This window comes from Streptomyces sp. NPDC051561 (assembly GCF_044454195.1).
GTDB lineage: Bacteria > Actinomycetota > Actinomycetes > Streptomycetales > Streptomycetaceae > Streptomyces.
Window position 1 is genome coordinate 327,858 of record NZ_JBITDM010000005.1, and the last position, 12,577, is coordinate 340,434.

Here is a 12,577-nt window from a genome sequence, read left to right on the forward strand (position 1 = left end):
ACGAGAAAAGACTTCGAGGAGCACACCGTGAGCGACGCACACACCACAGGACCGTTCATCGCGGCCATCGACCAGGGCACCACCTCCAGCCGCTGCATCGTCTTCGACAAGGACGGCCGGATCGTCTCGGTCGACCAGAAGGAGCACGAGCAGATCTTCCCGAAGCCGGGCTGGGTCGAGCACGACGCGACCGAGATCTGGGAGAACGTCCAGGAGGTCGTGGCCGGGGCGGTCGTCAAGGCGGGCATCTCCGCCGCCGACGTCAAGGCGATCGGCATCACCAACCAGCGCGAGACCACGATGATGTGGGACAAGGCGACCGGTGAGCCCGTCCACAACGCCATCGTCTGGCAGGACACCCGCACCGACGCCCTCTGCAAGGAGCTCGGCCGCAACGTCGGGCAGGACCGTTTCCGCCGCGAGACCGGCCTCCCGCTGGCCAGCTACTTCGCCGGCCCCAAGATCCGCTGGCTGCTGGACAACGTCGAGGGCCTGCGCGAGCGCGCGGAAGCCGGCGAGATCCTCTTCGGCACCATGGACTCCTGGGTCATCTGGAACCTCACCGGCGGTGTCAACGGCGGCGTGCACGTCACCGACGTCACCAACGCCTCGCGCACCCTCCTGATGAACCTGCACAAGATGGAGTGGGACGAGAAGATCCTGCACTCCATGGGCATCCCGGCGGCGGTGCTGCCGGAGATCAGGTCCTCCGCCGAGGTGTACGGCACGGCAGCCGAGGGCGTCCTGGCGGGCGTTCCGGTCGCCTCCGCGCTCGGTGACCAGCAGGCGGCCCTGTTCGGCCAGACCTGCTTCTCCGAGGGCGAGGCCAAGTCGACGTACGGCACCGGCACGTTCATGCTGATGAACACCGGCGAGGAGCCCGTCAACTCGTACAACGGCCTGCTGACCACCGTCGGCTACCAGATCGGCGACCAGAAGCCGGTGTACGCGCTGGAAGGGTCGATCGCCGTCACCGGCTCGCTCGTCCAGTGGATGCGCGACCAGATGGGCATGATCAAAACCGCGGCCGAGATCGAGACGCTGGCCTCCAGCGTCGACGACAACGGCGGCGCGTACATCGTGCCCGCCTTCTCCGGTCTGTTCGCCCCGTACTGGCGCTCCGACGCCCGCGGTGTGATCGCCGGTCTCACCCGCTACGTCACCAAGGCGCACATCGCCCGTGCCGTGCTGGAGGCGACCGCCTGGCAGACCCGTGAGATCACCGACGCCATGACCAAGGACTCCGGCGTCGAGCTGACGGCCCTCAAGGTCGACGGCGGCATGACCTCCAACAACTTGCTGATGCAGACGCTGTCGGACTTCCTGGACGCTCCCGTCGTCCGTCCGATGGTCGCCGAGACCACCTGTCTCGGTGCTGCCTACGCGGCCGGCCTCGCGGTCGGCTTCTGGTCCGGCACGGACGAGCTGCGCGCCAACTGGCGCCGCGCGGCCGAGTGGACCCCCCGCATGGACGCGGACACGCGGGACCGTGAGTACAAGAGCTGGCTCAAGGCCGTCGAGCGGACCATGGGCTGGATCGAGGACGAGGAGTAATCGACATGACCACCCTGCAGAGCGTCCCGGCCCCCGGGGCGCGACCGGCCGACGGTTCGACCGCGAGCCGCGCCGAGACCCGGGAGCGGCTTTCCAAGGCGACGTACGACCTCCTGGTGATCGGCGGTGGCATCCTCGGCATCTCCACCGCCTGGCATGCCGCGCAGTCCGGACTGCGGGTGGCCTTGGTGGACGCCGGTGACTTCGCCGGCGCCACCTCGTCCGCCTCCTCGAAGCTTCTCCACGGCGGCCTCCGCTACCTCCAGACCGGTGCGGTCAAGCTGGTCGCGGAGAACCACTTCGAGCGGCGGGCGGTCTCGCGGGACGTCGCCCCGCACCTCGCCAATCCGCTGACCTTCTACCTCCCCGTCTACAAGGGCGGTCCGCACGGCGCGGCCAAGCTCGGTGCGGGCGTCTTCGCCTACTCCGCGCTGTCCGCCTTCGGCGACGGGGTCGGGCACGTCATATCGCCGTCGCGTGCGGCGAGGGACGTCCCCGAACTGCGTACCGACAACCTGAAGGCCGTCGCGGTCTACGGCGACGACCAGATGAACGACTCCCGGATGGCGCTGATGACGGTCCGCGCGGCCGTCGAGGCGGGCGCCACCGTGCTCAACCACGCCGAGGTCACCGGGCTGCGCTTCACGCACGGCCGGGTGACGGGCGCCGAGCTCAAGGACCGGATGGACGCCACCGAGTTCGGTGTCGACGCCCGCCTGGTGCTCAACGCCACCGGCCCGTGGGTGGACCACCTGCGCAAGCTGGAGGACCCCAACTCGGCGCCGTCCATCCGCCTCTCCAAGGGCGCGCACCTGGTCCTGAAGCGCACCGCGCCGTGGAAGGCCGCGCTGGCCACCCCGATCGACAAGTACCGCATCACCTTCGCCCTCCCCTGGGAGGACCAGCTACTGCTCGGCACCACCGACGAGGAGTACGAGGGCGACCCGGCGGACGTCGCGGTGAACGAGAAGGACATCACCCAGATCCTGGACGAGGCCGCGTTCTCCATCCGCGACCAGCAGCTCTCCCGGGACCTGATCACGTACTCCTTCGCGGGTCTGCGCGTCCTGCCGGGCGGTCCCGGCGACACCTCGAAGGCCAAGCGCGAGACGGTCGTCACCGAGGGCCGCGGCGGCATGCTGTCGGTGGCCGGCGGCAAGTGGACGACTTTCCGCCACATCGGCCGCACGGTGATGAACAAGCTCGCCGCCCTCCCCGGCCACCCGCTGGGCGAGGACATGGAGCCGATCTCGCACCTGCCCAAGAAGATTCCGCTGCCGGGCATCTCGAACCCGAACGCGGTCGCCCACCGGCTGCTCGTCGACGGCGGTACGCCCGGCCCCCGGATGTCCCCCGAAACGGCCCGCCACCTGGCCACCCACTACGGGTCGCTGTCCTTCGACATCGCCCGGCTGGCGAGCGACGACCCGGCGCTGGCCGAGCGCATCCACCCGGACGCCCCGGAGATCATGGCGCAGGTCGTCTACGCCCGGGACCACGAGTGGGCGGAGACCGCGGACGACGTGCTGCGCCGCCGTACGACCCTGACGATCCGGGGTCTGGCGACGGACGACGTACGGGCCAAGGTCGAGCGGGTACTTTCGCGCGAGAGCTGACCCGCTGTCGGCGCTGACCCGAGAGCCAGTTGTATCGGCCCAGGTCAGGGCCTTGCGCCGAAGGGCGGACCTCTTTGAGGGTCCGCCCTTCGGCGTGCGAGGATACGTCGGAGGTCTGGCGGCGGTGCCGGGCGGGAACAGGAGGTCGTCCATGGCCGTCACCGACGAGGCCATCGAACGCATCAAGGGCATGATCGTCTCGGGTGCGCTGCGGCCGGGCGACCGGCTGCCCAAGGAGAGCGAGCTGGCGGCCGAACTGGGCCTGTCACGCAACTCGCTGCGGGAGGCGGTACGGGCGCTCTCGCTGATCCGGATCCTGGACGTCCGCCAGGGCGACGGCACCTATGTCACCAGTCTGGACCCGCAGTTGCTGCTGGAGGCGATGAGCTTCGTCGTCGACTTCCACCGCGACGACACGGTGCTCGAATTCCTGGCGGTACGCCGGATCCTGGAGCCGGCGGCCACGGCGATGGCCTGCTCCCGGCTGACCGACGACGAACTCGACGCGCTGGAGGCCCGGTTGACCGCACTGGGCGACGACCCCTCGGTGGAGGAGCTGGTCGCGGCCGACCTCGAATTCCATCGCGCGATCGTCCAGGGCTCCGGCAACTCCGTTCTCTGCTCCCTGCTGGACGGCCTCTCCGGGCCCACCACCCGGGCCCGGATCTGGCGCGGACTGACCCAGGAGGACGCGCTCAGCCGCACCCTGCGCGAGCACCGGGCGATCCTGGCCGCGCTGCGCGACCGGGACGCGGAGGCGGCCAGGTCGTGGGCGACGGTACACATCGCGAGTGTGGAGCAGTGGTTGCGGTCGACGCTGTAGCGCGCCATGGCCGTGGAGGAAGATCGGATCTCTCCGATCCGGCCGATTTCGATTGATTCAGTCCCCTGAGGGCACGCTTCCCGCATGCGTAAGGTGGGCCTCCTGGACGCTCCCGTACAGGGGGAACACCTGATGAAGTCGGAAGAAGGAGGCGCTGGGTGATCGAGCTCGACGGGGTACCCGAGCTGGTCGACCCGGTCATGGTGGCCGCGTTCGAAGGCTGGAACGACGCCGGTGACGCCGCCTCGGCCGCGGTCGCGCATCTGGACCGGGAATGGAAGGGCGAGGTGTTCGCGGCGCTCGACGCCGAGGACTACTACGACTTCCAGGTCAACCGTCCGACCGTCTTCCTGGAGAACGGCGTACGGAAGGTCACCTGGCCCACCACCCGGCTCTCGGTGATCCGCACCGGTGGCGAGAAGCCGCGCGACCTGGTGCTGGTGCGGGGCATCGAGCCGTCCATGCGGTGGCGGTCGTTCTGCAACGAGATCCTGGGCTTCGCACACGAGCTGGGGGTGGAGATGGTGGTGGTCCTGGGCGCCCTGCTCGGCGACACCCCGCACACCCGCCCCGTGCCGGTCAGCGGGGTCACCTCCGACCCGGACCTGGCCCGCACCATGGACCTGGAGGAGACCCGCTACGAGGGGCCCACGGGCATCGTCGGCATCCTCCAGGAGGCGTGCACCCATGCGGGCGTGCCCGCGGTGAGCCTGTGGGCGGCCGTCCCCCACTACGTCTCCCAGCCCCCCAACCCGAAGGCGACCCTCGCCCTCCTCAACCGCCTGGAGGACCTCCTCGGGCTGCGCATCCCGCTCGGCGAACTGCCGGAGGACGCGCGGGCGTGGCAGGTCGGGGTGGATCAGCTGGCCGCCGAGGACAGTGAGGTCGCCGAGTACGTCCAGTCCCTGGAGGAGGCGCGCGACACGGCGGACCTTCCCGAGGCGTCGGGGGAGGCGATCGCCCGGGAGTTCGAGCGGTACCTGCGGCGGAGGGATCCTTCGGCGGGGCCCGGGGAGGGTGGGCCCGGACTGGCCACCGACGGCGGCGAGGCGTATCTGCGTGACACGTCGGGTGGCCGTGCGGGGTCCGGCGGCCGCCAGCCGAAGAAGCCACGGTCGGCGGGCACCGACGAGGAAACACCGGAGCCCGGTGACGAATCCGGTCCCCCGGACAACCCCCCGGACGCGTCGGCCCAGTAACCCGCAACTCGCCTCCCCCTTCCGGGACCAGCCACTGAGGCGCGAGGGACTCCGCCCCTCCAGGGGCGCGGGGGGGGCGGGGCCGACCGGTGGCGAAGGCGGGCCGGGACGGCGAGGGTGCGACTCCGTCGGGGGCCGCCCCCTTGCCCGCCCGTTCCGCCCCCGGGGGCGGCCCCGCCGCCCAAGCGGGCTACCAGGAGCAGGAGGGGCATGCGGCCCCGCCGCCCAAGCGGGCTACCAGAGGTGGGAGGGGCAGGCGGCCCCGCCGCCCGGCGTGACAGCCACTCGGCGTGACAGCCGCCCAGCGTGACAGCCACTCGGCAGCATTACCGCGCCGCCACCCCAAAAGCCCCCCCTCAGCCCCCTTCAGTCCTCCACGCCCCGCACCGCCACCGCGTCGTACTCCGTTGTCGGGACCGGTTCCACGTCGAAGCGGGCGTTGGGGAGGTAGATGCGGTCGCGCCAGGCTGCCGCCGTTGTCGGGATGCGGAAGCGGGGGTCGGTGAGGCGGGTGACGAAGCGGCCATGGGTGGCGGACTCGTTCAGACGGAGCACGTCGATCGCGCTCTGGCGTTGCTGGACGACGTACAGCAGCCGTTCCCGCAGCAACAGCCCGTCCGCGTCCGGCAGTTTCAGCGCGCCGACGTCGATCCGCCGGGCGACCCCGGTGCGCGGGTCGACGCGCATCAGTGAGCCGCCCGCGGCCACGGTGTCGGCGACGATCAGGGCACGCCCGTCCGGCGTCCGCTCGATGCCGTTGGCGGCGAAGTCGTCGCCCTGGACCCAGTCGCCGGTCAGCGGGCGGACCACGAGGTCGCGGGCGGCGGGGAGTTCTCCGTGCCGGCCGAGCGGGACGCCGTACAGGACGGCGCGGTAGGAGTCGGTGAACCAGGCGATGCCGGGGCGCAGCACCACATCGTTGACCATCTGCGCGCCGGGCACGTCGTAGACGGCCAGATGGCGCCCGCCGCGGGGGTCGGCGACCCGGATCTGCCGGGAGAGGCCGCCCGCGAGGAAGAGCCGGCCGCGGTCGTCGGTCTTGAGGCCGACGGTCGAGCCGCCGAGCCCGCGCAGCACGACCGAGCCCCGGCCGGTGGCCAGGCTCGCCCGGTAGACCGAGCCGTCGCCGAGCGAGCCGAAGTACGCGTGCGGGCTGTCGCCGATAGCGATGCCCTCGGGCCGGAAGCCGTTGGGGAGGGGGAATTGGGTGGGCCACCGCGCGCCACCCGCCGCAGCCTGCGCCGTACCCAAGGGAGACAGGAGTGCCGCGCCGCCCAGCGCGGCGCTCGCGGTGAGAAGTCTTCGACGTGCCAAGGAGCCGCTCACGGAACATCCTTCCGACGAATGGTTCTTCGGACCTACGAACGCAGACACCTCATCACATGTCCCCCTTCCGCGCAGGCATTGGCCTCAATGGCCTCAATGGTGCGTGACATCTGTTTCACGCGGAATTGGCCGGGTTTCCCTGTTCCGCTTTTGTTCAAACGCAGTTGGCGTGATTCGGGTGGACGGATCGCCGGAGCGGTAGCAGTCTGGGCCACCGAGGTCCCCAGCGGACCGAGTTCCGAGAAGACACCGGACAGGCACGCAGCGCACGGCACCCGAGGGGAGCGGTGGAAGCGATGACCGATCAGGTACATCCCGGAGAGGGCCCCGGCAACACGGGCCCAGGACCGGGCGGAGCGGGATTCACCTACCGGGGCGCCGAACCCGAACTGATCGTCGTGGCGAGCGGCGAGGCCCGGCTGCGGGCGGGTGCGGAGGGCGTCAGGTCGGCGGCGGGCTCGGACGTATCGGCCCTGAACATGTTCCTCAGCGATGAACAGCTGGCGCTGGAGCCGCTGTTCGGGCACGAGGATCGTCATGCGAGTACGTCGTCCCAGGCATCCCATGCGTCCCAGACGTCCCGCGAGGACGAGGATCTGGCGCTCTACTACCGGGTGCGGGGCGGTGAGGACCGGGCGCGGGAGCTGACCGCACGGCTCGCGGCACTGCCCGGAGTGGAGACGGCGTACGTCAAGCCGGGCGCGGTCCCGGCGTCGTATCCGGCCCAGCAGTCCCCGTACACACAAGGCCAACTCCCGTACCAGCACGCACAGCAGACTCATCAGGCGCAGCAGACCTACCAGCCGCAGCAGCCGCAGCAGCCGGGCTACGAGGAGAACAAGCGCCTCAAGGAGGGCACCCCCGCCACCCCCGACTTCACCGGCAGGCAGGGCTATCTGCGGCCCGCCCCCGAGGGCGTCGACGCGTACTGGGCGTGGTCGCGGCCCGGCGGCTGCGGCGAGGGCGTGACGGTCATCGACATCGAGGGCGCCTGGCAGCTGGGGCACGAGGACCTGGCGGACAAGCTCGCCGGGGTGGTGATCGGCACCCCGGTCCAGGACGTGGCCTGGCGCAACCACGGCACCGCCGTCCTCGGCGTCATCGGCGGCGACCTGGGCGAGCGCGGCATCACCGGCATCGCCCCGCAGGCGACGACCGCCGCCGCCTCCTTCCGCGGTCTCGGCACGGCCGCCACCATCCAGGCCGCCGCCGCCCGCCTGTCCCCCGGCGACCTCCTCCTCGTCGAACTGCACCGCCCGGGGCCACGGTTCGACTTCTCCGAGCGCGACGACCAGCGCGGCTACATCGCCCTCGAATGGTGGCCGGACGACCTGGCGGCGATCCGCTGGGCCTCGTCCCGGGGCATCCTCGTGGTCGAGCCCGCCGGAAACGGCGCGGAGAGTCTGGACGACGCGCTGTACGAGCGCCGGCCCGACGAGTTCCCCGAGCAGTGGCGCAATCCCTTCAACCCGTCGCACGGTTCCTCCGGTGCGGTACTGGTGGGTGCGGGCGCTCCCCCGCCCGGGACGCACGGCCGCGATCACGGTCCCGACCGCTCGCGGCTGGCGTTCTCCAACTACGGCGCCCGGATCGACGCCCAGGGCTGGGGCCGCGAGGTCACCACCACGGGCGGCTCCTGGGACCGCCCCGGTGATCTCCAGGGCGGCGCGGAGGAGATCGCCTGGTACACCGACACCTTCGCCGGTACGTCGTCGGCGTCACCCGTGGTGGTCGGCGCGCTCGCCTCGCTCCAGGGCATCCTCAAGGCGTCCGGCCTGGCACCGATGAGCCCCGAGCGGGCCCGCGAGGTACTGCGGGCGACCGGCTCGCCGCAGCAGGACGCCCCGAACAGGCCGTCCTCGCAGCGGATCGGCAACCGGCCCGACATCAAGTCCGCGGTCACCCGGCTGCTGCCCTCGGCGGTGGGCACCGGGCAGGCCGAACGGTACTGGGACGAACTGCTCCCGTACCCCCGTGAACTCCCGCCGCGGCTGAGGCTGTTCGTGGCGGGGGCCTGGCGCAACCTGAACGACCCGGCCCCCGACATCCGCCAGGCGGTGCACGCCGCCTTCGCGGGGGGCCGGCCGGACGTACGTGTGTGGTTCTCGGACGAGGAGATCGTCGGTCTCGTCGTCACCGGCTGAGGCAGCGGCCTCCCCCGCGCCTCGACAACGGGCAGCACAGACCGCGAGCAACGCAACGACCGGAAGGTGGCACAGCATGAGCACCACCCCGCAGATGCAGGGCCAGAGTTACGGGCAGCAGCAGGGCTTCGGCCAGCAGGGTTACGGCCAGCAGGGCCTGGGCCAGCAGGGTTCGGACTCCACCTCCCCGCCGCCGCCCCAGTTCGGGCAGCAGAGCCAGGGCCAGGGCCAGCAGGGCTACGGCCAGCAGGGCCTGGGTCAGCAGCTTCAGCAGCTCGGCCAGCAGCAGCCGTACCAGCAGCTTCTCCAGCAGCTCGGCCAGGGCCAGCAGGGCCAGCAGGGACAGCAGGGACAGCAGCAGGGCGTCGAGCAGCAGGCCATCAGGAGCAACACCGCCACGCAGTACTGGGACGTCGTCCAGCCCCTCCCGGGCCAGCCGCCGATCCTGTTCCTGCTGGTCGACAACGCCTGGCGTCAGCTGGTCAACCCGAGCCAGATCGTGCACGACGAGGTCCAGCGGGCGTTCGCGTTCGGGCACCGGGTCATCGGCTTCTACGACGACCAGTCCCCGACCCTCCTGAAGGCGATCGTCGTCAACAAGTAACGCCGCGCCTCCTCTTGACGGTACGTCAGCGGCAGAACGTCATCAGCACAGACCGGCGGCGCCGGGCGGTGGAATCTCCCCCGCCCGGCGCCGTCTCCATGTTCCTTGGAACGATCCGTGTGGACGGCCCCCGGGAACGGTCCCCGCGATTCGTCAGGAGCAGGTGAACCGGGCCGCAGCCCAGTCCCCGTGGTCCCCCGACTTCTTCGCGTCGGTGTCGGTGACCTTGAGCCGGACATGCTGCGCACCGTCCAGCCTGACGTCCACGGGCACCGTCTCCGATGCCCCGGTGACCTTGGGCGAGGTCCACAGCACCTTGCCGTCCGCCTCGACCGAGAACGCCACCTCCCCGTAGCCGTTGATCTCGTCGTCGATGCCGGCGTCGGCGGTGAAGGCGGTGCAGCGCCCGCCGGTGTAGAACTCGATGTCGGAGTCGGCGTGCACGCCGATGCCCTTGTCGTAGGTCTTCCCGGCGAGCGTGAGCTTCTTGCCGTCCGCCGCGCCCGACTCGCCGTTGCTGCGGTCGCGTTCGGCGGGTCCGTACCCGTTGGTGGACTTCAGCCAGACCATGTCACTGGCCCAGGTGCCGGCGGTCGGCGGCGGGGGCATCACGGACGCGCCGAAGCGCTGCACCGCGGTGCGGGACTCCCCCGCCGCTCGGTAGCCGGCGGTCGCGGTGAGGCCGGTGTCGCCGGGTACGGCGTCCTTCGCCGGGGTGACGGTGACCTCTACCCGCTTGCTGGTGCCCGCCGGGATGCGGTCCATGGTCGCGGCGGGGGTGACCTGCCAGCCGGCCGGTGCGGCCAGCGACACGGAGACTCCGGTGGCGTCGCGGTTGCCCGCGCTCACCTGCACGGCGACCTTTCCGGCCACCCCGGCGCCCAGCTCCTGCCCGGGTGCCACGGCCAGGGCCGCGGTCGCGCCCGGCTGCTTGCCGCCGACCGCGCTGGTGTCCTCAAGCTCCAGCTCGAAGGCGCGGTTCGTCGGCAGCGGCGCGGTCTTCACCTTGACCACTCCGCCGCGGTCCTCGCGGTCGTACCACCAGCCCTGCGTGGCCCTGTCGTACGCCGCCCTGCTCGCCAGGCGCGGGAGTTCGCGCCCGCTCAGAGCGACCTCGTCGGGCGCGGAGTTGGTGTGCACGGTGAAGGCGTACGGCCGGGCGGTCTGCTTGCCGCTGAACTCTCCCCTGCTCGCCCCGATCCGGATCGAGACATCGCCCTCGCCCCGGTGCGGGGCCCGCACCTCGGCCTGCTGGGTGGCGAACCTGCCGGCCCGGTGCTGCCGGGTGACCCCGTCGTCCTCGTACATCGTGAACGACGACTTCCCCTGCGGGTAGACGTCCCAGGCGAGCGCCGAGTCGGCCTTGCGGTCGGTGTACGAGCGGATGCCCGGCCACATCGGGACGCTGGCGCCCGCCCTCACGAAGAGGGGGAGGGTGTCGAGGGGTGCGCTGTAGTCGTCGAGGGTGGTCGGGCCCTCGTAGGTACGGCCGCTCCAGTAGTCGATCCACGTCCCCCTGGGCAGGTAGATCCCGTCGCGCTCCGCGCTGTCCTGGTAGACGGGCGCGACCAGGAAGTCCTCGCCGGACATGAACTCGTACTTGGCCGCGTCGGTGGCCGCCTTCGGGTCGTCGGGGTACTCCAGCGACAGCGGACGGACCATGCCCACACCGGACTTGGTGGCCTCGTGGGCGTACGAGTACTGGTAGGGCAGCAGGGATTCCTTGAGCTTGAGGTAGCTGCGGTTGACGGAGGTGTAGGGCTCCCCGTAGCGGAAGGGCTGCTTGTCGTTGGCGGCCCAGCCGTCCATGGTCATCGTGGTGCCGAGGAACATCTTCCACTGGAGGTCGCGGGTGTAGGTCTTGGCGCTGCCGCCGAAGATGCCGTCCACGTCACCGGTGGTGTAGGCGAGGCCGGACATGGTCGAGCCCGCGTAGGTCGGGATCTGCCAGCGGATGTACTCCCAGCTGCCGGACTGGTCGCCGGACCACTGCACGCCGCAGCGCTGGGCGCCGGCCCAGGACTCGGGGGCCCAGGTGTAGCCGCGGGCGTCGCTGTTGTCCTCGATGCCCTTGTACGCGTCCTTGCAGCCGTCCAGCGCGAACTTGTAGCCCTCGCCGACCCACGCCACATCCAGCTTGGCGACCCGCTGCCCGGCCTTGACCTGCTCGCCGAGCTTGTCTATGCCGTCCTCGGTCCACAGGCCGAGCTGCATCTTGCGGTCCTGCAAACCCTTCGCGGTCTCGGCGAGATCCTCGTAGCCGCAGCCATAGCCGTCGTTGACGAGCATCCACCCGTTGGGCATGTCGTTCCGGACGTACCCGTCGGCGACCTTGAGGGAGTCGAGGGTGCGGCGCTCACCGCGGTTGGCGTTGTGCAGGTAGCAGTCGGCGTCGCCGATCTCCATGCCGTAGATCGGCGGGAGGAAGGGCTTGCCGGTCAGCTGGGTGTACTTGCCGATGACGTCCTTGCTGGTGCTTCCGGCGAAGTAGTAGGCGTCGAAGCGCTGTTCCCTGGCGGTGGTGGTGACGTCGGGCTGCTTGTCCGCGAAGGCGTACGTGTTGGGGGCGTACGTGTTGCGGTAGACGCCGTAGCCGGCCGTGGAGAGGTAGAACGGCACGGAGTTGGGGTGGCCGCCGTCGTTCCAGTTGTAGTCGACGCCGACCTCGACGGTCCTGCCGCGGTGGGAGGTGTTGCCGCGGCCGTTCTGCATTCCGGCGCCGTAGAACTGTTCGTCGGCGCGGGGGGCCAGGGTCTGGGTGGTGGCGTCCTTGCCGTCCGTTCCCTTCCCCCAGCTGATGCCCTTGGACTCGGACCAGAGCTCGGTGCCGTCCGCGCGGTGGAGCGCGAAGCGCAGGGGTGCCTTGGAGGCGCGGAGGGTGACCTTGCCGGTGCTCATCTCGTACCGGTCGCCGCGGTCCTTCCAGCGGGCCTTCGGTGCCTTGCCGGGCTGGGGCAGGACGATGTCCTTGCCGGTGGGGTCGGTGAAGGTGCCGTCCGGGGCGAGCTCGATCCGGAAGGTCTCCTCGGAGACGAAGGTGACCCGGGCCTCGGCCGTGCCGGCGTGCAGGAGGAAGGTGCGGGCGTCGGGGGCGGCTTCGAAGCCGGTGAGGGCGCCGACGGTGGTGTCGGTGGGGGCCGCCGCGGGTGCGGGCGCGGCGGTGCTGCTGGCGCCGGGCCCGGCGAGGGCGAGGGTGAGCCCGAGGAGCGCGGCCGTGGCGGCGGCTCTGAGGGGGTTGGAGGGTCTCATGGGGCGTTGTTCTAGCGCGGTTGGCGTGTACGCGACCATGGACTTGCGTGGGGGGGGTGTGG

General features: G+C 71.0%; 8 protein-coding genes. 6 read left to right on the forward strand and 2 right to left on the reverse strand.

Going from position 1 to position 12,577, the window contains the following annotated elements:
• The first annotated feature begins 27 nt into the window (after window positions 1-27).
• The 4 genes from glpK (at window position 28) to ACIA73_RS14985 (ending at window position 5,192) form a co-directional block, all read left to right on the forward strand.
• Window positions 28-1,554: a glycerol kinase GlpK gene (glpK, locus tag ACIA73_RS14970; protein ID WP_399438875.1), complete on the forward strand. Its 1,527-nt coding sequence runs from the start codon at window positions 28-30 to the stop codon at window positions 1,552-1,554.
• 5 nt (window positions 1,555-1,559) lie between these two features.
• Window positions 1,560-3,170 carry an FAD-dependent oxidoreductase gene (locus tag ACIA73_RS14975; RefSeq protein ID WP_399438876.1) on the forward strand — a complete coding sequence of 537 codons (1,611 nt, stop codon included), beginning with the start codon at window positions 1,560-1,562 and terminating at the stop codon, window positions 3,168-3,170.
• A 151-nt stretch (window positions 3,171-3,321) separates the two neighbouring features.
• Complete coding sequence (locus ACIA73_RS14980) at window positions 3,322-3,993, forward strand: FadR/GntR family transcriptional regulator (RefSeq protein ID WP_399438877.1); 672 nt, start codon at window positions 3,322-3,324, stop codon at window positions 3,991-3,993.
• Between the two features lie 158 nt (window positions 3,994-4,151).
• Entirely contained in the window at window positions 4,152-5,192 is a 1,041-nt protein-coding gene (locus tag ACIA73_RS14985; protein WP_399438878.1) for a PAC2 family protein, read from the forward strand.
• Between the two features lie 366 nt (window positions 5,193-5,558).
• On the opposite strand, the gene ACIA73_RS14990 is transcribed toward ACIA73_RS14985, so the two are convergent.
• Window positions 5,559-6,518, reverse strand: coding sequence for a superoxide dismutase (locus tag ACIA73_RS14990; RefSeq protein WP_399438879.1), 960 nt, complete (start codon window positions 6,516-6,518; stop codon window positions 5,559-5,561).
• 296 nt (window positions 6,519-6,814) lie between these two features.
• Between ACIA73_RS14990 and ACIA73_RS14995 the strand changes: the two genes are divergently transcribed.
• On the forward strand, window positions 6,815-8,662 hold the full coding sequence (locus tag ACIA73_RS14995) for a S8 family peptidase (RefSeq protein WP_399438880.1): 1,848 nt from the start codon (window positions 6,815-6,817) through the stop codon (window positions 8,660-8,662).
• A gap of 76 nt (window positions 8,663-8,738) precedes the next feature.
• On the forward strand, window positions 8,739-9,266 hold the full coding sequence (locus ACIA73_RS15000; protein WP_399438881.1) for a hypothetical protein: 528 nt from the start codon (window positions 8,739-8,741) through the stop codon (window positions 9,264-9,266).
• A 153-nt stretch (window positions 9,267-9,419) separates the two neighbouring features.
• Here ACIA73_RS15000 and ACIA73_RS15005 read toward each other — a convergent pair whose 3' ends face one another.
• The gene (locus ACIA73_RS15005; RefSeq protein WP_399438882.1) at window positions 9,420-12,515 is read right to left on the reverse strand and encodes an NPCBM/NEW2 domain-containing protein; all 3,096 of its coding nucleotides are present in this window, start codon (window positions 12,513-12,515) and stop codon (window positions 9,420-9,422) included.
• Window positions 12,516-12,577 lie beyond the last annotated feature (62 nt).